The 21,470-nt window shown below is 59.9% G+C and carries 16 protein-coding genes, 3 tRNA genes and 2 pseudogenes; 14 read left to right on the top strand and 7 right to left on the bottom strand.

All coding sequences use genetic code 11. The features are described 5' to 3' along the window. Positions 1 to 47 precede the first annotated feature (47 nt). From ACTG2O_RS17730 to ACTG2O_RS17720, 3 genes and pseudogenes are all read right to left on the bottom strand, one after another. Complete coding sequence (locus ACTG2O_RS17730; protein ID WP_064337685.1) at positions 48 to 689, bottom strand: energy-coupling factor ABC transporter permease; 642 nt, start codon at positions 687 to 689, stop codon at positions 48 to 50. Positions 690 to 777: 88 nt separating this feature from the next. Continuing rightward, positions 778 to 1,574, bottom strand: a pseudogene (gene pflA, locus ACTG2O_RS17725) (pyruvate formate lyase 1-activating protein). 65 nt (positions 1,575 to 1,639) lie between these two features. Beyond that, entirely contained in the window at positions 1,640 to 4,576 is a 2,937-nt protein-coding gene (locus ACTG2O_RS17720; protein WP_323968546.1) for a sensor domain-containing phosphodiesterase, read from the bottom strand. A gap of 135 nt (positions 4,577 to 4,711) precedes the next feature. Here ACTG2O_RS17720 and ACTG2O_RS17715 point away from each other — a divergent pair, with 135 nt between their 5' ends. Beyond that, positions 4,712 to 6,400 (top strand): FAD-dependent oxidoreductase, encoded by a 1,689-nt coding sequence (locus ACTG2O_RS17715; protein ID WP_005344666.1) that lies wholly within the window; start codon positions 4,712 to 4,714, stop codon positions 6,398 to 6,400. 78 nt (positions 6,401 to 6,478) lie between these two features. After that, positions 6,479 to 6,682, top strand: a pseudogene (locus ACTG2O_RS17710) (integrase core domain-containing protein); the annotation flags it as partial. A gap of 84 nt (positions 6,683 to 6,766) precedes the next feature. On the opposite strand, the gene ACTG2O_RS17705 reads toward ACTG2O_RS17710, so the two are convergent. Both ACTG2O_RS17705 and ACTG2O_RS17700 read right to left on the bottom strand, forming a co-directional pair. After that, a complete protein-coding gene (locus tag ACTG2O_RS17705; RefSeq protein WP_236285735.1) occupies positions 6,767 to 7,270 on the bottom strand; it encodes a DUF2062 domain-containing protein in 504 nt (167 codons plus the stop codon). Beyond that, positions 7,264 to 7,782 (bottom strand): DUF2062 domain-containing protein, encoded by a 519-nt coding sequence (locus ACTG2O_RS17700; RefSeq protein ID WP_005350890.1) that lies wholly within the window; start codon positions 7,780 to 7,782, stop codon positions 7,264 to 7,266. The genes ACTG2O_RS17705 and ACTG2O_RS17700 overlap by 7 nt, the downstream gene beginning before the upstream one ends. Positions 7,783 to 7,809: 27 nt before the next feature. Between ACTG2O_RS17700 and ACTG2O_RS17695 the strand changes: the two genes are divergently transcribed. The 11 genes from ACTG2O_RS17695 (at position 7,810) to ACTG2O_RS17645 (ending at position 18,021) form a co-directional block, all read left to right on the top strand. After that, on the top strand, positions 7,810 to 10,011 hold the full coding sequence (locus ACTG2O_RS17695; RefSeq protein ID WP_439976409.1) for a DNA internalization-related competence protein ComEC/Rec2: 2,202 nt from the start codon (positions 7,810 to 7,812) through the stop codon (positions 10,009 to 10,011). Between the two features lie 104 nt (positions 10,012 to 10,115). After that, the gene (gene msbA / locus ACTG2O_RS17690; RefSeq protein ID WP_005359702.1) at positions 10,116 to 11,879 is read left to right on the top strand and encodes a lipid A ABC transporter ATP-binding protein/permease MsbA; all 1,764 of its coding nucleotides are present in this window, start codon (positions 10,116 to 10,118) and stop codon (positions 11,877 to 11,879) included. Continuing rightward, on the top strand, positions 11,879 to 12,880 hold the full coding sequence (gene lpxK / locus ACTG2O_RS17685) for a tetraacyldisaccharide 4'-kinase (protein ID WP_236285733.1): 1,002 nt from the start codon (positions 11,879 to 11,881) through the stop codon (positions 12,878 to 12,880). The genes msbA and lpxK overlap by 1 nt, the downstream gene beginning before the upstream one ends. A 121-nt stretch (positions 12,881 to 13,001) precedes the next feature. Continuing rightward, on the top strand, positions 13,002 to 13,190 hold the full coding sequence (locus ACTG2O_RS17680; protein WP_005347033.1) for a Trm112 family protein: 189 nt from the start codon (positions 13,002 to 13,004) through the stop codon (positions 13,188 to 13,190). Next, positions 13,187 to 13,936, top strand: a complete 750-nt coding sequence (gene kdsB / locus ACTG2O_RS17675) for a 3-deoxy-manno-octulosonate cytidylyltransferase (RefSeq protein ID WP_108542454.1) — start codon at positions 13,187 to 13,189, stop codon at positions 13,934 to 13,936. Before ACTG2O_RS17680 ends, kdsB begins: the two co-directional genes overlap by 4 nt. A 211-nt stretch (positions 13,937 to 14,147) precedes the next feature. Next, on the top strand, positions 14,148 to 14,792 hold the full coding sequence (uvrY, locus tag ACTG2O_RS17670; RefSeq protein ID WP_005337448.1) for a UvrY/SirA/GacA family response regulator transcription factor: 645 nt from the start codon (positions 14,148 to 14,150) through the stop codon (positions 14,790 to 14,792). Positions 14,793 to 14,919: 127 nt separating this feature from the next. Continuing rightward, positions 14,920 to 16,773 carry an excinuclease ABC subunit UvrC gene (gene uvrC / locus ACTG2O_RS17665; protein WP_236285734.1) on the top strand — a complete coding sequence of 618 codons (1,854 nt, stop codon included), beginning with the start codon at positions 14,920 to 14,922 and terminating at the stop codon, positions 16,771 to 16,773. A gap of 199 nt (positions 16,774 to 16,972) precedes the next feature. Then, positions 16,973 to 17,527 (top strand): CDP-diacylglycerol--glycerol-3-phosphate 3-phosphatidyltransferase, encoded by a 555-nt coding sequence (pgsA, locus tag ACTG2O_RS17660; RefSeq protein ID WP_031227442.1) that lies wholly within the window; start codon positions 16,973 to 16,975, stop codon positions 17,525 to 17,527. Between the two features lie 181 nt (positions 17,528 to 17,708). Beyond that, positions 17,709 to 17,784 (top strand) — tRNA-Gly (locus tag ACTG2O_RS17655). Positions 17,785 to 17,819: 35 nt separating this feature from the next. Beyond that, positions 17,820 to 17,893 (top strand) — tRNA-Cys (locus ACTG2O_RS17650). A 41-nt stretch (positions 17,894 to 17,934) separates the two neighbouring features. Further along, positions 17,935 to 18,021: transfer RNA gene (locus tag ACTG2O_RS17645), tRNA-Leu, on the top strand. Between the two features lie 275 nt (positions 18,022 to 18,296). Here the strand turns inward: ACTG2O_RS17645 and ACTG2O_RS17640 are convergent. Continuing rightward, positions 18,297 to 19,367, bottom strand: a complete 1,071-nt coding sequence (locus ACTG2O_RS17640) for a permease (protein WP_439976408.1) — start codon at positions 19,365 to 19,367, stop codon at positions 18,297 to 18,299. Positions 19,368 to 19,473: 106 nt separating this feature from the next. Between ACTG2O_RS17640 and ACTG2O_RS17635 the strand changes: the two genes are divergently transcribed. Next, positions 19,474 to 19,800, top strand: coding sequence for an ArsR/SmtB family transcription factor (locus ACTG2O_RS17635; RefSeq protein WP_005344826.1), 327 nt, complete (start codon positions 19,474 to 19,476; stop codon positions 19,798 to 19,800). 100 nt (positions 19,801 to 19,900) lie between these two features. Here ACTG2O_RS17635 and ACTG2O_RS17630 read toward each other — a convergent pair whose 3' ends face one another. Further along, on the bottom strand, positions 19,901 to 21,283 hold the full coding sequence (locus ACTG2O_RS17630; RefSeq protein ID WP_005352966.1) for an amino acid permease: 1,383 nt from the start codon (positions 21,281 to 21,283) through the stop codon (positions 19,901 to 19,903). Positions 21,284 to 21,470: the final 187 nt, after the last annotated feature.

Raw genomic sequence — 21,470 nt, 5'->3', positions numbered from 1 at the left:
GGCGATGGCCTCTCCTTTTTTATGGGCGCAGATCAGGAAAGAGAGCGTTACTTGCCCAGATAGGTGCGGTCGAAGAAGGTATTGACCCAGTGAGGGCGGTAGATGGCCAGCACCGTCATCGCCATGCCGTTGAGCAGAGCTTCGGGGAACAGCAGTAGTGGCCAGATGGAGAGGTAATCCGCCGTGATGGTGTGCCAGGGGTAGCTGTGACTTAGCCCCATCAGCAACGCACTGGCGGCCACCTTGACCGAGATGGTGATGGCGCCGCCGAGAAAGGCGGCCACGAAGATATAGACAAAGAGATGGCGCGGCAGCCAGGCCCAGCTGGCCAGAAACAGCAGCCAGCTGGTGGCCACCGGCAGGGCGATGCCAACCAGTGCCTGCCAGCCAAAATCGGCCAGATTGGTGACGCCGAAGTAACCGAGCACCAGCAGGGTCAGACAGGGGGCTAGCAACGCCAGCCGCCAGCCCAGCAGCAGGGTGAGGGAGGTTAGCCCGAGAAAATGGACCTCCAGCCCCTCATGCAGACCGGCCCTTAGATACCAGAGCGGCACCAGCGCGATGGCACTACCCAGCAACAGGTGCTGATAGAGGGGGTTGTCACGGAGGGTCTGCCACAGGGAGCGGCGCAGGCTGAAGGCCAGCAGTACCAGCCAGATCAGGAGGGCGGCGAGTTGTCCTTCACTCATCTTGTCGTCCATTCATGCAGTAGAGTCCGGGCGGCCTTCCCGACCGCCCCATAGCAGAGCAGGCTGACGAGTCAGCCTGCTTTTACCATCAATATTTGACGTTGTTGTGGTACTTGCCGAGGATGCCCTTGACCCGTTCCATGGTCTCCTTGCTGGGGGGCTTGATCCCGCTCAGCTCGTACGGGTCGCCCAGCACATCCCACTTGTGTTTGCCGAGCTCATGGTAGGGGAGCAGCTCCACCTTCTCCACGCTCTCGCCCAGCTCGGCGATAAACTGACCCAGCCCTTCGGCGCTCTCGTCGTCATCGCTCCAGGTCGGTACCACCACGTAGCGGATCCACATGGTCTTGCCTTTGGCTGCCAGATAGCGGGCAAACTCCAGGGTGTATCTGTTGCTGACGTGGGTCAGCGGAATGTGTTTCTCGTCATTGATCTGTTTGATGTCGAGCAGTACCAGATCGGTCTGGTCGAGCAGCTTGTCCACCTGTTCGTCGAGATGACGGACGAAGCCGTTGGTGTCGAGACAGGTGTGGATCCCTTTCTCTTTGCAGGCGGTAAAGAGTTCGGTAATGAAAGCGGGTTGCAGCATGGCTTCACCGCCGGACGCTGTCACACCACCGCCGGAGGCATTCATGAAGTGGCGATAGCTGGTGATGTCACTCATCAACTCCGGTACGGTCACTTCGCGGCCACCTCGGTATCCCAGGTATCGCGGTTGTGGCAGTACTTGCAGCGCATCAGGCAGCCTTGCATGAATACGATAAAGCGTATTCCCGGGCCATCGACAGTGCCGCAGGTTTCGACGGAATGGATCCGGCCAACGGTGCCGTGAGCTCCGGCTGGCTGGCTGATTTCAACGGCAGGGATCCGATTAATGACAGACATAAACAACTCCAACGATTCGAGCAGGCCGTTATTTTATTACATAAACCCCTATTGATCCTACACCTTTAGTCCGGCGCCCGGCTGCCAAGCAGCTGCTCCAGCCCCTTGACGGTGAGCGGCCGACTGGTGAGAAACCCTTGATAATGCTGGCATCCCAGTGCTTTGAGGATGGCCAGCTGCGCCTCCTCTTCCACCCCTTCGGCGGTGACGGTAAAACGAAAGACCTGGGCCAGATCGAGTATCGCCTTGACGATGGCTCTGTCCTGTTCGCTGTGTACCAGGGTCTGAATGAAGCTTCTGTCCAGTTTCACCTCGTCGGCGGGCAGATCCCGCAGATAGGCCAGCGACGAGTAGCCGGTACCGAAGTCATCGATGGAGATGAGGATGCCGAGCTCCTTGAGCTGGCGCATTCTGGCAATACTCTCCTGCCTATTCTCCAATACTACCGATTCGGTCACCTCCAGCAGCAGGCGGGAGGGGGGCACACCGGTATCGCGCAAGATGTACTCCACCTGTTGTACGAAGCCCTGGGTGTGGAACTGGCGGGCACTGACGTTGACCGACAGATGGGGGATCTGCAGGCCACGGTTGAGCCAGAAGCTGTATTGGGCGCAGGCGGTCTTCATCACCCAGTAGCCGATCTCGAGGATCAGGCTGGTCTCTTCGGCGATGGGGATAAACTCCCCGGGTGGCACCATGGTGCCGTCGCTGCGCTGCCAGCGCAGCAGCGCCTCGATACCCGACAGCGAGCCATTGTCGACCCGGTATTGCGGTTGATAGTGGAGCTGCAGCTCGTGATGACGCAGGGCATCGCGCAGCTCATTGGTGAGGGTCAGCCGGTTCTTCTCGTGCTGGGCCATCGCCTCGGTAAAGAAGACGTAGTGGCCCTGACCGGCGCGCTTGGCCATGTGGGTCGCGGTGTCGGCCTGTTGCATCAGGACCAGATGATCCGTCTCGTTGCCGGAGAAGAGGCTGATCCCCACCGAGGCGCTGCAGTGCAGCTTGTGATCGCCGATGTCAAACGGGGTGCGAAACAGCCCCATCAGCTCGCGGGCGAAGTGCTCTGCCAGAATTTTGGCGGTGACCTCGCCTTGTCCGAGCTGGGTAAAGAGCAGGGCAAACTCATCCCCCGAGATGCGCGCCTGCACCAGATTGTCCTGGGGCAGCTCCCTGAAACGTTGCACCACGGCCTGCAGCAACAGATCGCCGCAGGCGTGACCAAGGGAGTCGTTGATCGACTTGAAGTTGTCGAGATCCACCAGCAGCAGGGCGCCCCACTGGCCGTTGGGGGCGCTCAGGGTCTGCTGCAAAATATGGTTGAGGCTGCGGCGGTTGTGCAGACCGCAGAGATCGTCGTAGTAGGCGAGCTGCTCGATATGTCTGGCCGCCTCTTTTTCCTGGGTGATGTCGTAGAAGCTGCAGATGAAGTGGCTGAGCTCCCCCTGCTCATCCTTGACGCCGTTCACCATCAAGCGCACCGGAAAGAGGTGACCATCCTTGTGCAGGCAGCGCTCTTCCCCGAGCCAGAACTCCTGCTCGTTGACGGTGCGGCTGACATCTTCCTTGAGATGATCCCCGTAGTAGGTGGGGCGCAGCTTGCGAATGGAGTGACCGATCACCTCTACCTCGCCAAATCCGGTGATCCGGCTGAAGGAGTGGTTGACCTTGAGGATGATGCCGTTGTGATCCATCACGATCAGCCCATCGTGGGTATTAAAGGCTACCTCGGCCAGCCGCAGGGCATCGTCGGTGGCGAGGCGCTTGAGTTCGATAGCGGCCCGCTCGTGCTGGCTGCTCAATAGATCCAGCAGCTGTTCGGGCTCCTCAAGGGGGGTATCGAGCAGCAGGGTGATCTGGCCAATGGGGGCGCCGCTCTGGCCATGGAGCGGAATGCCGATGTAGGCGCTGGCATTGAGAGCAAGCAGCCGGGTCGCTTTGGGATAGCGCACAGGCAGATCTTCCACATAGATGGCCTGACCGTGCTGGAACAGCTCCTGAGCGGGGCCGGGGTCGAGCTGGATAGGCTTGAGGGTGGAGCAGATCTCCTCGTTGATGACGCAGCGGGGGATGATCCAGAGATCCTGACCGCGGGGCTGGAACTCGCCGATCCAGCCCACCCGGGCACCGCTGGCGCTCATGGCCCAGCTTACCAGCGTCTTGCAGTAGTCGATGCCGGTCTGCTGGTGCAGCTCGGGCGGGAGGGCCAGCTCGGCGCGGTGCTCTTCCGGTTGCGGTTGCCAGTGGCCGAGCAGCTGGGCGCTGCTGCGCACCAGCTGCAACATCTCCTCGCTAAGCGGGGTGGGATCGAGATACTCCAGACTCAGCACCCCGAACAGCTTGTCCTGCTCCAGCAGGGCACCATCGAGGCGTGAGCGCACACCGGCACTGGTCAGATAGAGGTGATTGCTCAGCATCGGCTGGTGGGCCGCTTCCGAGAAACTCAACGCTTTGCGGGTACGCAGGGCGCGGATATAGCGGCTGTCACCGCGAATGGGGTAGAGCGCCTCGACCCCCAGGGTGAACACCGGGGTAAGTTGCTCGCTGCCGAGATCGCCGTTGGCCTGATAGTGCCAGAGGATGAGCCGATCGGCCCCCAAACTCTCTTTAAGGGCCTCGAGCAGGGGCGCATACTGTTGCTGGCTCGCCATCTGGCTGAGGCGCGGCAGTTGCAATGCCAGATCGGCGATGGGCTCCTGGCGAAGGTTCTGCAGACAGATGAGCCAGAAGCCATCCTGCTCGTGAGCGAGGGCGATATGCCACAACTGGCTGGCAAAGCGCACTGTGATCTTGCCGCCATGGCCGTTGGCCAGCAGTTGTTCGATGGGCAGGCGCAGGGCATCGGGTAGCTGGGCAGGCCAGGGGGCACGCGGTTCGTCGAGCCAGTAGAGCGGGGTTTGCATCACGTCGGTCAGGGCGACCAGCCGTTGACTGCGCAGATCCAGACGGAAAAAGAGCGGCGTCTGGAGGGCAGGAGGAAGATGACTGAGTGCGGTAGACGACATGAACAAACAACATCCTGTTAAGCAACCGTCGGGGTTGCAAGAATACTGCAAAATGGTGTGAAACAAAATTTCATTGAATTCTAAATTAGAAAAGTCTAATTTATTGCCCATTATCATGTATGAGGAGTCTTGCAGATGAAACGGATCCTGATTATCGGTGGTGTCGCGGGGGGCGCATCGGCGGCGGCTCGCGCTCGTCGTTTGAGTGAAGAGGCAGAGATCGTGATGTTCGAGCGGGGCGAGTTTGTCAGCTTCGCCAACTGCGGTCTGCCCTATCACATCGGGGGCGATATCCCCGACCGGGATGCCTTGCTGCTGCAGACACCCCAGAGCTTCAAGCGCCGTTTCAACGTCGATGTGCGGGTCTTCCACGATGTGATTGAGATCGACAAGGCGGGCAAGACCTTGCTGGTGCGCAACCTGCAAACCGGTGAAGAGCAGCGCGAGCATTACGATGTGCTGCTGCTGAGCCCGGGGGCGGCGCCGATCCGTCCTCCCTTCCCCGGTATCGACAGCCCCCATGTCTATACCCTGCGCAACATCCCGGACATGGATCGCATTCTGGCGGCTCTGCATCACGATCAGCCGCGCCACGTCACAGTGGTGGGCGGCGGCTTTATCGGGCTGGAGATGATGGAGGCACTGCACCAGCGCAAGCTGGATGTCACCCTGCTGGAGCTGGCCGATCAGGTGATGGCGCCGGTGGACAAGGAGATGGCCAACATGCTCCATGCCCGCATCCGGGAAGAGGGGATCGACCTGCGCCTGCGCACCGGCCTCACCGCCATCGAGAGTCTGGATCTGCCTGCCGAGAAAACCTCCGCCGTGCCGACCGCCAAAAGTGGTGGCCTGCGCCTGACCCTCAATGACGGCTCCCATCTTGATACCGGTCTCTTGATCCTCGCCATCGGCGTCAAGCCGGAAACCCTGCTCGCCGCCAAAGCGGGGCTGGAGCTAGGCCCACGGGGCGGCATCAAGGTCGATGCCGGGATGCGTACCTCGGACCCCTTTATCTACGCGGTGGGGGATGCGGTGGAAGAGATAGATTTTGTCACCGGCGAATCTGTGCTGATCCCGCTGGCGGGCCCGGCCAACCGGCAGGGGCGCATCGCCGCCGACAATATGTTGGGCCGAAGCGAAACCTACAAGAAAACGCAAGGGACCGCCATCTGCAAGCTGTTCGATCTGGCGGTGGCCAGCACCGGCCTCAACGAGAAGCGACTGGTGCAACTGGGATTGCCGTTCGAGAAGGTTTATGTCCACCCGGGCAGCCACGCCGGTTACTACCCCGGCGCCCATCCGGTCAGCCTCAAGCTGCTGTTTGCCCCGGATGGCAAGATTTACGGTGCCCAAGCCATCGGCAAGGATGGCATCGACAAGCGCATCGACGTGCTGGCGGTGGCCCAGCGCGCCGGTCTCACCGTGTTTGACCTGCAGGATCTGGAGCTCACCTATGCGCCGCCCTTTGGATCGGCCAAGGATGTGATCAACATGGCCGGCTTCGTGGCAAGCAACCACCTGAAGGGGGACACCCTGCTCTGCCACGTGGCCGAGGTGCAGGCTCGTAACCCCCATCAGCTGGTGGTGGATGTGCGCAATGGCCCCGAGCTTGACAAGCTGGGCCGCATTCCGGGGGCACTGCATATCCCCCTCGACGAGTTGCGTGGTCGCCTCCATGAGTTGCCCAAAGAGAAAGAGCTGCTTATCAGCTGTCAGGTCGGGCTGCGCGGCCATGTCGCCTGCCGCTTGCTGAGTCAGCACGGCTTTAAAGTGAAGAATCTCTCCGGCGGCTTCAAAACCTGGCAGATGGCTACCGCCGAGTAACCGTTTTATTTCTGTGCCTGTTTGCCCCTCTCCCTTGTGCGTGCAAGATGAGGGGCTTTTTGTTTCTGCTTGTCCCGTCTGACGGATGGGTATGACTGTTACCAGAATGCGTTGGCGGAGCGGGTGAACGGGATGTTGAAAGGAGAGTTATTGTTGCAAAGCCCGCAGGATTTGACGCAAGCGCGGGAAATGGTGCGTGAAGCTGTGGATATTTACAACGAGGTGCGGCCGCATCATGCGTTGAAATACAGAACCCCCGATGCGGTACATAGGGGGTTCTGAGTAGAGAAATGCTAGTTGAATATGTGTAAACCAATTTCAGGACTAGACACCAACGGCTGATCGTCAAACAATTGTAAGGGGGACTCACTGGTGGCGGGCACCTTGCCACAGCTTGCGCAGTTGCAACAGCAGCGCGGTCAGGGCGCCGCCGCTCAGGGCGGTGAGTACCGCCAGCAGCAGGCTGCCGAGCAGGAAGGGAGGCACCAGGGTGGCAGCCTCCTGCTCCAGCCAGTGCAGGGTCCAGCTGAGGTGGAAAGGCTCCGGCGTCTGGTGCAGTACCAGACAACCGGTGCGATAGGCGTAGAGATACATGAACGGCAGGGTCAGCGGATTGTTGAACCAGACCGCCAGCAGTGCCAGCGGCAGGTTGAGGCTGAATGCCAGCGCCAGACCGACTGCGATGAGCGAGTGCATCGGGATTGGGAACCAGCAGGCGAAGAGCCCGGCCGCCACCGCGCCGCTCAGGGCGCGGGTGCCCCCTTGCCAGAGGGCTGGGGCAAGCAGTCGCTCACCAAACAGGGCAAACCACTTCTGCTGGCGCAGGGTATCGGGATCTAGCTTGAAGCGGGCAAACCAGCGACTCAGCATGGGCGGGCCATCTTGCGTTTTTGCCACTGGCGCACCGTGCTGATCCGCCAGAAGGTGCGGATCAGGGTGTAACCGATAAGAGAACTGAGCAGGGCCAGGATGAGCGAGCCCAGCAACAGCGGCGGTGCCACTGTGCCCAGTACCGAGACCAGCCACTCCCAGGTGAATTCAATCTCTATTTGCTGCGCCGAATGTCCCAGCAACTGGCAACCCACCAGATAGGCGCCATAGAGCAGGGGCGGCATGGTAAAGGGGTTGGAGAGCCAGACCAGCGCCACCGAGAGCGGCAGATTGACCCGGCACAGGATGGCGCCACCGGCGGCCAACAGCATCTGGCAGGGGAGCGGCACCCAGGCCATGAAGAGGCCCACCGCAAATGCCCCGGCGGCCGAGCGGCGGTTGAGGTGCCAGAGGTTGGCATCGAGCAGCAGTTTGCCGAACAGCCGCAGGTGCTTGTGTTCTTTCAGGGTTTGCTGATCGGGCATCCAGCGTTTAATGAGTCGTTTGGGCATATTGAAACCTTGCTAAATACTTGCTCCATGGATCTGCGTCTGTTGTCGTTTGCCCTGGGGGCAAGCTCCTCACTGCTCTGGCCATGGTTACCTTCACTCGCATGGGGGGGCCTGTTGCTGTCCCTGCTGATCCCCCTTGCATATTGCCGTGCCTGGCGGTGGCTGTTTCTCCTGCTCGGCATCCTCTGGATGCAGGCCAATCTTGCCTATCGGCTGGCCTGGCTGGAGCGGTTGGGTGATCAGACGAGCCACATGATAACCGCACAGCTGCAAAGTGCAGAGCCTGAGGGGGATAAATTTGTCCGGCTGCTGCTGCGGGTGAGCACCCTCGACGAGCAACCGGTGACACCTGAGCCCCTGATCCGGGTCAATGCCTATCAGGCATTGCCCGCCATGACAGTAGGCTGCCGGATCACCCTGGTGACCTCGTTGAAACCGGCTCACGGTCTGGCCAACGAGGCGGGGCTGGATGGGCGGCGTCTGCTGCTGGGCAAGGGGATCACTGCCACCGGCAATTTGCGTCGGGTGATAGATATTCAACAGGCACCTGCGGGGTGGCGCGAACGCTGGTTGGGCGCGGCGACCGAGAGTTGGCGCCCGCTTGACCATGCCCCCTTGCTGGCGGCGCTCACTTTTGGCGAGCAGAGCGGCATCACGGATGCCCAGTGGGAGCTGTTTCGCGGCAGCGGCCTGACCCATATCATCGCCATTTCAGGGCAGCACATTGCGCTGGTGGCGGTGCTCGGGTGGTGGCTGGGCAGGTTGTTTGGCCTGCGTGGCGCCATCATCACCTCCCTGCTGTTTGCCGCCGTCTACAGCGCGTTGGCAGGGTTTGCGGTAGCCACCGAGCGGGCCCTGATCATGGTGCTGGTGTGGAGTGTGTTGCGCTGGAGTCGGCGAGAGTGGCCGGCCTGGCGCATCTGGCTGTGGGCCTTTGTGGTATTGATCCTCTGGGATCCCTTCGCCCTCTATTCGGCCGGCTTCTGGCTCTCGTTTCTGGCGGTGGCCATCTTGCTGCTGGTGGGATATGTCCACGACAAGCCGGGACTGTGGCAGATCCAGCTCTGGCTGCTGCTCGGTCTGCTGCCGCTGCAACTGGCATTGTTCGAGGGGATAGCACCCCTTGCCATGGTGATCAACCTGTTGGCGGTGCCGCTCTTTTGTATCGCCATCATACCGCTGGCGTTGATTGGGGTGCTGTTGGCGCCGCTCTCCAGCTCGCTTGCCTATGGCCTGTTCTGGCTGGCGGATCTGGGGCTCGGGTGGGTGTTGACGATCCTGAACTGGCTGGCCGATCAACTGCAACTGTGGTGGCCACTGCCCGGCTGGTGGCTGCCACTCTGCACCTTGCTGTTGCTGCTCTGGTTCGCCGCGCAGTGGCGCCCGGCACGCTGGCTGTTGCTACCGGGTCTGTGTGCACTGTTATTGGCGCTCTGGCCAACGCCTGTCCGCTGGCAACTGCGGGTGCTGGATGTGGGGCAGGGGCTGGCGGTGCTGATCAGCAAGGGGGAGCGTGCCATCCTTTATGACACCGGTGATCGTTATCCCGGAGGCTACAACATGGCGGATGCGGTGATCCTGCCCCAGCTAAGCCATTTGGGGATCCGGGTGATTGATCGCCTCATCATCAGCCACAAGGATCGGGACCATGCTGGCAATCGCAAGCGACTGCTCAGCGCCATGCCGGTGCGTCACGAGCTCTCCTCTTATCCCTTCAGTGAGGGAACGACGCTCTGCCAGCGTGGGCAACAGTGGCGCTGGCAGGGGCTCTCGTTTGCAGTGCTCTGGCCAGAACGCCCCGGTGGCGGGCGCAATAACGATGGCTGCGTGGTGCGTATCAGCGATGGGCAGCGCAGCGTGCTGCTCAGTGCCGATATCGAACGGCAGGCAGAGCTGAGACTGGTGGCACTGGAGGGAGAGGGGTTGGCCAGCACATTGCTGGTGAGCCCCCATCATGGCAGCCGCACCTCTTCCACGCCCCCGTTTGTCGCGGCGGTGGCGGCAAAGGATGTGATCCACAGCGCCGGTTTTATGAATCAGTGGGGCTTTCCCCGTCCAGATGTGGTGGCCCGCTATCGGGATGCCCGCCAGTGGATCACCGGTCAGCAAGGGGCGATGCTGGTCGAACCAACCGCAGCGGGCTTGAGCGTCACCGCCGAGCGAGATCTGGGGCCCTGGTACCGGCGCAGTGGTGAGTGGTGGCGACCGCGAGTGTGGTTTGAGCAATAATCCGCCATTTCTGCCGTGTAGGAATGCGATATAGGTGGCGGCGCTTGGTGTAAGCCTGCGCTTTGGCTAGAATAGCCCGTCATTTCCATTACTAACGGCTATTCATGCAACAAGAAACCTCACAAGAGAGCTGGCCAGTATTCAAACGCCTGCTCGGTTATGTCCGTGATCGCAAGCTGGGCCTGGTCGGTGGCATCATAGGGATGCTGGGCTACGCCGCCGTGGATACCACCTTTGTCTACTCCATCAAGCCGCTGATCGATCAGGGCATCAATGGCAACGACAGCACCGTTTTGAAATGGATGCCCTTCTTCGTCCTCGGCATCGTGGCCCTGCGCGGTGTCGCCAACTTTCTCTCCAACTACTGCATGGCCTGGGTCGGCAACCACGTCGTGATGCGTCTGCAACAGCAGGTGTTCAATCACATGGTGGCAATGCCGATGAGCTTCTTTGACCGTCAGAACACCGGTCATCTACTCTCCAAGGTGACCTATGACGCCAGTCAGGTCTCCTCGGCGGCGAGCACCACGCTGGTGACCCTGGTGCGGGAAGGGGCGACCGTGGTCGGCCTGCTCGGCCTGATGTTCTGGCACTCCTGGCAGCTGTCAGTGATCTTTTTGGTGGTTGGCCCGCTGGTGGGGGTCATCATCGGCCTTATCAGCCGCCGTTTCCGCCAGATCAGCCGTCACATCCAGCAGGCGGTAGGGGATATCACCACCTCCACCGAGCAGATGCTCAAAGGGCACAAAGAGGTGCTGATGTTTGGTGGCCAGAAGGTGGAAGAGAAACGCTTCTTCCAGGTCAGCAACAACATGCGCCAGCAGACTATGAAGATGGTCGCCGCCGATGCCATCGGCAGCCCGGTAGTGCAGATGGTTGCCTCCATCGCGCTGGCGGCCTTCCTCTACGTCGCGACCATTGACAGCGTCAAATCAACCCTGACTGCCGGTACGTTTACCGTCATGATCACCTCCATGATGATGCTGCTCAAGCCGCTGAAAAGCCTGACCGACGTCAACAACCAGTTCCAGCGTGCCATCACCGCCTGCCACAGCCTGTTTGGCCTGCTCGACACCGAGCCGGAGCAGGATACCGGCACCCGCACTCTGGAGCGTGCCCGCGGCGAGATCGAGTTTCGCAACGTCACCTTCACCTACCCGACCAAGGATACTCCGGCGCTGCACAACGTCAGCTTCAAGGTGGAGGCGGGTAAATCGGTGGCGCTGGTGGGCCGTTCCGGCTCTGGCAAGAGTACCATTGCCAGCCTGCTGACCCGCTTCTACGACATCGATCAGGGCGAGATCCTGCTGGACGGCATCAACATCCGCGAATACAAGTTGAGCGAGCTGCGCAAACAGTACGCGCTGGTCTCCCAGCATGTCCACCTGTTCAACGACTCGGTGGCCAACAACATCGCCTACGCGGCAGAAGACAAATACAGCCGCGACCAGATCGTGCAGGCCGCCCGTATCGCTCATGCCGACGAGTTCGTCAGCAAGATGAGCAACGGGTATGACACTGTGGTTGGCGAGAACGGTGCATCCCTCTCCGGTGGTCAGCGCCAGCGTGTTGCCATTGCGCGGGCTTTGCTGCGCGATGCGCCGGTTCTGCTGCTGGATGAGGCCACCTCGGCCCTCGATACCGAGTCCGAGCGCCACATTCAGGCGGCTATCGACGAGCTTTGCAAGGCGCGTACCTCGCTGGTGATCGCCCACCGTCTCTCCACCATCGAGAAGGCGGACGAGATCCTGGTGATCGACGAAGGTCATATCGTCGAGCGCGGTAACCACGAAGCATTGATGGAGCAGCGCGGCACCTATGCCCAGCTGCGCGCCATTCAGTTTGGCAACGCGGGAAGCAAGGCCTGATGCTGGAACGGCTCTGGTATCGCAAAAGTGGCTGGCGCTGGTTGCTGGCCCCCTTTGCCCTGCTGTTTGCCATCATCAGCGGCACCCGCCGCTACGCCTATCGTCACGGCTGGTGCAGGGGGTATAGCGCCTCCTTGCCGGTGATCGTGGTGGGCAATATTTCGGTGGGGGGCAACGGCAAGACGCCGGTGGTGGTCTGGCTGGTGGAGCAGTTGCAAGCCCGCGGCTATCGCCCAGGGGTGGTGAGCCGTGGTTATGGTGGCAAGGCGCCCCATTACCCCTATCGGCTGGATGAGACCAGCACTACGGCGCAGGCCGGAGATGAGCCGGTGCTGATTGCCCGGCGCTGCGGCTGCCCGGTGGTGGTTACCCCGAAACGGGCCGACGCGGTACGACTGCTGGAGCAGAGCGGTGAGGTGGATATCATCATCACCGACGATGGTCTGCAGCACTATGCGCTGGCCCGCGACATCGAGCTGGTGGTGGTGGACGGAGCGCGCCGTTTCGGCAACGCCTGCCTGCTGCCGATGGGGCCGCTGCGCGAGCCGGTCACTCGTCTCAAACGGGTGGACGCCATCATCTGCAACGGCGGCGAGCCGGGCAAGGGGGAGTACCCCATGCAACTGGTTGCCGACACCCCGCGCCGGGTGCGCGACGATGCCCCGCTGGCCGCCCCCTTGTCGGGGCCGGTTGATGCGCTGGCGGGGATTGGTCATCCGCCCCGCTTCTTTGCCACCCTGGAAGGGCTCGGCTATCAGCTGGATCAGCAGGCCGCCTACGGCGATCATCACCCCTTCGATCGGGATGAGCTGGTGGGGCGCTTTGCCAGCAAGCCGCTGCTGATGACCGAGAAGGATGCGGTCAAGTGCCGCCCGTTTGCCCTCGATAACTGGTGGTATCTGCCGGTCAGCGCCGAGTTGCCCGCCTCCTTGCTCGATACCTTGTTGCACAAGCTGAACACGAGTGGAAAGGCGCAAGGCGTAACCAAGGCACAAGATTAATCTCTCTCGCCTCGGCGGGGGAGCAGGGGGGGAATATGCCCCGCATGGAATAGCTGGTTGCTCGACATCCATCGCTGGCGTGATGAAGCCGCCAGCGCGACATCGTTGAAGGAGTATCGTTTTGGCTTTGGACATCAAGTTGCTCGACATCATCGCCTGCCCGGTCTGCAAGGGTAAGCTGCATTACAACAAAGCAGTTCATGAGCTGGTCTGCCGCTTCGACAAGCTGGCCTATCCGCTGGAAGAGGGGATCCCGGTACTACTGGAGAACCGTGCCCGTCCGCTCAACAGCGATGAGCTGCCGTCATGAGTTTCGTCGTCGTCATTCCTGCCCGCTATGCGTCAACCCGTCTGCCGGGCAAGCCGCTGGCGGATATCCATGGTAAACCCATGGTGCAGCACGTGGTGGAGAAAGCTCTGCAATCAGGTGCCGATCGGGTGATCGTCGCCACTGACGATGCCCGGGTACAGCAGGCACTGCTGAGCACCGGCGTCGAAGTGTGCATGACCTCACCGGATCACCAGTCTGGCACCGAGCGTCTGGCCGAGGTGTGCCGTCACTACGGCTTTGCCGCCGATACCATCATCGTCAATGTGCAGGGGGATGAGCCGCTCATTCCGCCCGCCATCATTCGTCAGGTGGCGGACAATCTGGCCGCCGCCACGGCGCCGATGGCGACCTTGTCGGTTCCGATCAGGGATGCCGAAGAGGCGTTCAACCCGAACGCAGTGAAAGTAGTGACTGACAAGGATGGCTACGCCCTCTACTTCAGTCGCGCCAGCATTCCCTGGGATCGGGATCGCTTTGCCAAGAGCCATGAGCAAATTGGTGACCACTACCAGCGTCATATCGGTATCTATGCCTATCGCGCCGGCTTTATCCAGCGTTACGTAGACTGGGCACCGAGCGTGCTGGAGCAGGTCGAGGCGCTGGAGCAGCTGCGGGTGCTCTGGTACGGGGAGAAGATCCACGTCGCCCAGGCCCTTGAAGCACCGCCGGTCGGGGTGGATACCCAGGCCGATCTGGAGAAGGTGCGGGCCTTTTTGGCCAAGTGATGGCCACAGCACTAACGTCATGAAAACGGTGTCGCAAGGCACCGTTTTTTGTTTTGAAAATTTATATAATTATTTGATTTTAAACGCTAAACATGGGTTTTCTCAAACTTTTGGCGTGCATGGTTTGCCAAAGCGACGAGTTTGGTTATGATGCAAGACGCCCTGTTAACCCTAACCGGGCGGCTAAAACGAGATAAAACGGGGTGTTTGGGTGATAAATGTATTCCTGGTCGATGATCATGAGCTGGTGCGTACAGGGATAAGACGCATTCTTGAAGATGTGCGCGGGATCAAGGTGGTGGGCGAAGCACAGAGCGGCGAGACCGCAGTTACGTTCTGTCGCCAACACCATCCGGACGTGATCCTGATGGACATGAACATGCCGGGTATTGGTGGTCTGGAAGCGACCCGCAAAATTCTGCGGATCCGCCCCGATGTGCGCATCATAGTGCTGACCATTCATTCAGAAAATCCGTTCCCCACCAAGGTGATGCAGGCCGGCGCCGCCGGTTACCTGACCAAGGGGGCTGCCCCCGACGAGATGATCCAGGCGATCCGGCTGGTGCACTCCGGTCAGCGCTACATCTCCCCGGAGATTGCCCAGCAGATGGCCCTCAGCCAGTTTGCCTCCGCTGACGAGAATCCCTTCAAGTCCCTTTCCGAGCGCGAGCTGCAGATCATGATGATGATCACCAAGGGGCAGAAGGTGACCGATATCTCCGAGCAGCTCAACCTGAGCCCGAAGACGGTCAACAGCTACCGCTATCGGCTGTTTAGCAAGCTGGGGATCAACGGTGACGTGGAACTGACCCATCTGGCCATTCGCTATGGCATGCTGGATGCCGATACCCTCTAATCGGGTGGCGTGTGGCCACAAAGGCGGCGAGTGCCGCCTTTTTGCTTTTCTGCCCCTTTGCTTTTCGGGCGGCGAGGGCAGTATGCTCTGCCCGTCAATTTTTGCCTTTGTGTGAGCCGAGTAGCTGATGACCCTCTCTCCCGAACCTCTCTTCGATAGCAAGGCGTTTCTGAGCGCCGTCACCCATCAGAGCGGCGTCTACCGCATGTATGACAGCGGTGGCACCGTGATCTATGTGGGCAAGGCCAAGGATCTGAAAAAGCGGCTCGCCTCCTACTTTCGCACCAACGTCGACAGCATCAAGACTCGCACCCTGGTGCGACAGATCGCCGATATCCAGGTCACCGTCACCCACACCGAGACTGAGGCGCTGATCCTCGAGCACAACCTGATCAAGCAGTACCAGCCCCGTTACAACGTGCTGCTGCGGGACGACAAATCCTACCCCTGGATCATCATCACCGCGCACCAGCATCCACGCATCGGCGTCCATCGCGGTGCCCGCAAGGTGAAGGGGGAGTACTTCGGCCCGTACCCCTCTGGCGGCGCGGTGCGCGAGAGTTTGCATCTGATGCAGAAAATTTTTCCGGTGCGTCAGTGCGAGGATGCGGTCTATGCCAACCGCACTCGTCCCTGCCTGCTCTATCAGCTCAAGCGCTGCGCCGGCCCTTGCGTACCCGGACTGGTGAGCGAAGCCGAATATGCCCAGCAGGTGGAGCTGGCCAAGCTGTTTTTGGCGGGCAAGAACCAGCAGGTGATTGGCGAGCTGGTGGGCAAGATGGAGTCCGCCAGCTGCGATCTGCGCTTTGAAGAGGCGGCCCGCTACCGGGATCAGATCCTGGCGCTGCGCCGGGTTACCGAACAGCAGTCGGTGAGCGGCAACGTGCTGGACGAGCTGGATGTGGTGGGGGTGGCCTTCCAGCAAGGTGCTGCCTGTATTCACGTGCTCTTTATCCGTCAGGGCAAGGTGCTCGGTTCGCGCAGCTACTTCCCGAAAGTGCCGGCCGATACCCAACTCGACGAGGTGGTGCAATCCTTCCTGCTGCAGTTCTATCTGTCGGGGCAGGGGGGGCGGCAGATCCCGAGCGAGGTGCTGCTCGATGTAGCGCTGGAGGATGAAAGCGTCATCGCCGAGACCCTGAGCCAGACCGCAGGCTACAAGGTGCGGGTGGTGAGCCGAACCCGCGCCGAGCGGGCCCGCTTTATCAAGCTCGCCTCCATCAATGCCGAGACGGCGCTGCGATCGCGGCTTGCTCACAAGAGCACCATTACCGCCCGTTACGATCAGCTGGAAGAGCTGCTGGAGCTGGAGTGCCCCATCGCCCGCATGGAGTGTTTCGATATCTCCCACACCATGGGGGAGCGCACCGTGGCCTCTTGCGTGGTGTTCAACCGGGAGGGGCCGCTCTCATCGGAATATCGTCGTTTCAATATCGACGGTATCACTGGTGGTGATGACTACGCCGCGATGGAGCAGGCGCTGGAGCGCCGCTTTGGCAAGCAGCAGGAGCCGGACAAGGTGCCGGACGTGCTGTTTATCGACGGTGGCCTCGGCCAGCTGCGCCGAGCCGAAGAGATCCTGGCCCGTCAGCTGGAGTTTCTCGGCGGCAAATATCCGCTGCTGGTGGGGATTGCCAAGGGGGTCACCCGCAAGGCAGGGTTGGAAACTCTCATCATGGGGGAGAGCCACGAAGAGCTGCATTTGCCGGCAGATATGCCCGCTTTGCACCTGATTCAGCATATTCGCGATGAATCCCACCGTTTTGCCATTACCGGCCACCGGGCCAGACGGGCCAAGGCCCGCACCAGCAGCAGTCTGGAGGATATTCCGGGGGTGGGGCCAAAGCGGCGGCAGGCACTGCTCAAGTATCTGGGCGGCCTGCAGGAGGTCAAAAAGGCGAGCGTGGATGAACTGGCCAAGGTACCCGGCATCAGTCAGGAGCTGGCCCAGACCATCCACGATGGCTTGCACAGCGCCTGAGCAGGGTTAGCGACATGGCATAATCGCTAACTCCTTGATGCACAAGAGCCGTGACGCGGGGGGGCCGTAAATGCCATAATGGCCCTCGCATTTTGAGAAGATTGATGGATTAAAAAGACCAAGACGGGCGCCAGTGCGGTTGCATCGCAAATCGGCTTTGGCGCACTATGTAGCGACGTACAAGAAGTGGCTGAAAATAATGACAAACATACCTAACCTGTTGACGTTTTTCCGGATTTTGCTCATTCCCGTCTTCGTCATCCTGTTCTATCTGCCTTATCAATGGTCCTATCTGGCTGCCGCCATCATCTTTATTCTGGCCGCTGCCACCGACTGGTTTGATGGCTATCTGGCTCGCAAGCTCAATCAGTCCACCGCCTTTGGCGCCTTCCTTGACCCGGTTGCCGACAAGATCATGGTTGCCGCCGCACTGGTAGTCATCGTTGAACACTACAACACCATTTGGGTGACCATCCCCGCCATGACCATGATTGGCCGCGAGATCATCATCTCCGCCCTGCGCGAATGGATGGCCGAGCTCGGCAAACGCTCCTCGGTGGCGGTCAGCTGGATTGGCAAGTGGAAGACCATGATCCAGATGGTGTCGCTCACCGGTCTTATCTGGCAATACAACGTCTGGATGGTGTGGCTCGCCTATGTGATGCTCTATGTCGCCACCGTGCTCACCTTCTGGTCGATGTTCCAGTACATGAAAGCGGCCTGGGGCGATTTAACCCACCACGCCAACCTGTGAGTCACTTGCGCCGCAAGGTGAGGTTTCCGCTGATTTGAGGCAGGAAACGGCCAAAGGCACTAAAACTGTTCAAAAAGGGCAAAAAATGCCCGAACGATCAGGTAATTAAATATTTCTGGTTGACTGGGCGAGGAACATCGCTAAAATGCGTCCTCGTAGTCAGGCAGTCAGCCAGACCAATGCGGGAATAGCTCAGTTGGTAGAGCACGACCTTGCCAAGGTCGGGGTCGCGAGTTCGAGTCTCGTTTCCCGCTCCAAATTCAGACAATAGAGAGCCAACTCTCTTTTGCATGGCGCGTTAGCAAAGCGGTTATGCAGCGGATTGCAAATCCGTTTAGTCCGGTTCGACTCCGGAACGTGCCTCCATATTGACAAGCCCGCCACGCGAGCTTGATACCGATTGCGGTGCCCGAGTGGTGAAATCGGTAGACACAAGGGATTTAAAATCCCTCGACGTTCGCGTCGTGCCGGTTCGATTCCGGCCTCGGGCACCATTAAAATCAAAGAGTTACGAAAGGCCACTAGAAATAGTGGCCTTTTTATTTTTCTTCAGTATCCACATTTGATCCACACAGATTTATTCCGGTAGATTTGTCAGCTTCACTTCGAGTTGCAGGCGGTTAGTGTAGCCCTAAATTGTGAGGTCGACCACTGAGATGAGGAGCAGCTCAAAGGAACGCCGATCAGTTGATCGGCGTTTTGTCTATGAGGTGCCGGATGGTTTCACACTCGGCTGGCTTAAAACTCTGTCTGTTTAAAGATGGGTACCTTAAAACAACAGTTGTGTCAGGTAGCCCATCAGGATCGCCATGCCGAGGATCACGGTAAGAAAGGCCGCAATCATCGGTGTTCTGAACATCGATTTGAGCAGGATCACCTCGGTCAGGCTGGCTCCGGCACTGCCGATGATCAGCGCCATGACGGCGCCCATCCCCATCCCTTTGCCCAGCAGTACCGACGCCAGCGGGATCACGGCCTCGGCGCGGATGTAGAGCGGGATCCCGACGATGGCGCTGAAGGGGATGGCCAGCGGGTTGTCGGCGCCGGCATGGGCGGCGATCCACTCGGCCGGAATAAAACCGTAAATAAACGAGCCGATGAGCACCCCCAGCAGCAGGAAGGGCAATACCGCTTTGAACTGCAGCCAGGCATCGATGCGAGCTTTGACCCAGGCGGTGGGGAGCTGTGGCGCTCTAGTCAGGGCAGCCGTGCCATCGCCGCAGCAGGGGAGGGTGGCCTGCTCTGCCATCTCTGGTTGCGGAGCCGGGCAGCACGCTGCCCCGTTGAGGGGTTTGATTGCGCGAATGGCACTGCGTTGGTTGTCACTGGAATGTGCTTGAGTGGTGGCGCGGGTCGCCGGGCCACAGTCGCTACCGCAAGAGGGGGTGGCCTCTTTGGGGTCGATGACATGGCGCTCGAACCCGAGCCTGTCGAGCAGCATGCTCGCCATGACGGAGACGCTGGCGGCGATCACGGCGTAGAGCAGGGTCACTTTCCAGCCGAAGGTGGCCCACATCAAGCCGACGATGATGGGGTTCAGCAGTGGCGAAATAAACAGGAAGGTGAGGGTGGGGCCAAAGCCAGCCTTGGCCGAGAGCAGCCCTCTCAGCATGGGGATGGTGGAGCAGCTGCAAAAGGGGGTGACGGCGCCGAGCAGGGCCGAGAGCAGATAGCCCTTGCCATGTCTCGCCCCCAGCATCCGCTGGATCTTCTCGTCGGGGATCTTCTGACGGATCAGGCTGACCCCGGCGCTAATGACCAGAAACAGCGCCGACAGCTCGACAGCCAGAAACAGGAACATCTGGGCTGCATCGGTCAGCATGGTTAACCACTCATTCATTGTCGTATCCTCACTTAGTTTCTATATTTCCAAAATAATCGAAATGAATGGCCGGTCAAGATATTTCTGGTATTATCGAAATATCACATTCGTGGAGGGAGCAGAGATGCAACTGGAAGAGGTCGCCAAGGCATTGAAAGAGCTGGGTCATCCGACCCGGCTGTTTATCTTCAAGCATCTGGTCAAGGCGGGAGAGCAGGGGCTGCCGGTGGGGGAGCTGCAAAAGCAGCTGGCGATCCCCGCTTCCACCCTCAGCCACCATATCGCGGCGCTGGTCTCGGTGGGGCTGGTGAAGCAAAACCGGGAGAGTCGCACCCTGCTTTGCGTCTCTCAATACGCGGTGTTGGAGGAGATCATCGCTTTTTTCCGCGATGAGTGTTGCGTCAACAGCCCGGAGCATCGGCAAGATCAAAGGCAAGAGCTGCCTTCCTGAGGGCTATGGCTGCTAGTAGTGCGGTCAGTTGCGCTGCGCGCAATAAAAAAACGCCGATCATGTGATCGGCGTTTTGCATTGATGTCGCTAGATTCGGGCATTAACCCAGATTGGCTGCGACCTTGCTTTGGGCTTGTCCTTTGCGCTTGATGACAAAGCCAATGCCTAGTACCACCAGCCAGGCTGGGATCAGTTCGACCGAGATACGGAAATCCGGGGTCATATACATGATCACCAGGATGCCAGCCATGAACGCGAGGCAGAGATAGTTGCCGAAGGGGTACCAGAACGCCTTGAACTTGGGCTGGACGCCTTCTGCGACCTTGGCCTTGCGGAACTTGAGGTGCGCGAGGCTGATCATCGCCCAGTTGATCACCAGTGCGGAGACCACCAGCGCCATCAGCAGGCCGAACGCCTTGCCCGGCATCAGGTAGTTGATCAGCACGCAGAGCAGGGTGGCGATGGCCGAGACCGAGAGAGCAACCAGCGGCACGCCGCTCTTGTTGGTTTTGAGCAGGGCTTTCGGGCCGTTGCCCTGTTTGGCCAGACCGAACAGCATCCGGCTGTTGCAGTAGACGCAGCTGTTGTAGACCGACAGTGCCGCCGTCAGCACCACGATGTTGAGTACGGTGGCGACCAGATTGCTGTCCAGTGCATGGAAGATCATCACGAACGGGCTGCCGCCTTCCACCACTTTACCCCAGGGGTAGAGGGACATCAGGATAGCCAGAGCGCCGATGTAGAAGATGAGGATGCGGTAGATCACCTGATTGGTGGCCTTGGGAATGCTCTTCTCTGGGTTGTCCGCTTCCGCGGCGGTAATGCCCACCAGCTCCAGACCGCCGAAGGAGAACATGATCACCGCCATCGCCATCACCAGACCGCTGATGCCGTTGGGGAAGAAACCGCCTTGAGCCCACAGGTTGGTGACGCTTGCCTCGGGGCCGCCGGCACCGGAGAGGAGCAGATAGCCGCCAAAGCCAATCATGCCGATGATGGCAACCACCTTGATGATGGCGAACCAGAACTCCATCTCGCCAAACGCTTTGACGTTGGAGAGGTTGATGGCGTTGATCAGCACGAAGAAGAAGGCTGCCGACATCCAGGTCGGGATCTCGGGCCACCAGTACTGGACGTAGATGCCCACCGCGGTCAGCTCGGCCATGCTCACCAGCACGTAGAGCACCCAGTAGTTCCAGCCGGACGCAAAACCGGCAAACTCACCCCAGTATTTGTAGGCAAAGTGGCTGAAGGAGCCGGCTACCGGCTCTTCCACCACCATTTCACCGAGCTGGCGCATGATCAGGAAGGCGATAAAGCCGCCGATGGCATAACCCAGCAGGACTGAGGGGCCTGCCATCTTGATGGTTTGGGCAATGCCCAGAAAGAGGCCGGTGCCGATGGCGCCGCCCAAAGCAATCAACTGAATGTGGCGGTTTTTAAGGCCGCGCTTCAGCTCCTCACCGTCTTGTTTCAAATCCATGGGTCTGTCCTTACGTCTCTGTTGTCTCTGGTCGGTGTTGGGCTCATCCTGAGCAGGCCGCATTGCGTAGCCAAAACCTGACGAAATCTGTATTTATTTCGTTACGCCATGCCGTTTTCAATTTTTAGTGTTGGCTGGCAACCGAAGCAGAATAGTGATAATCCGCCATGAATGCACCTATTTTCCA

Source organism: Aeromonas sp. 61P, assembly GCF_051919545.1.
Lineage (GTDB): Bacteria > Pseudomonadota > Gammaproteobacteria > Enterobacterales > Aeromonadaceae > Aeromonas > Aeromonas veronii.
The sequence above is the reverse complement of the archived record's forward strand: the minus strand, read 5'-3'. Positions and strand labels throughout refer to the sequence as shown.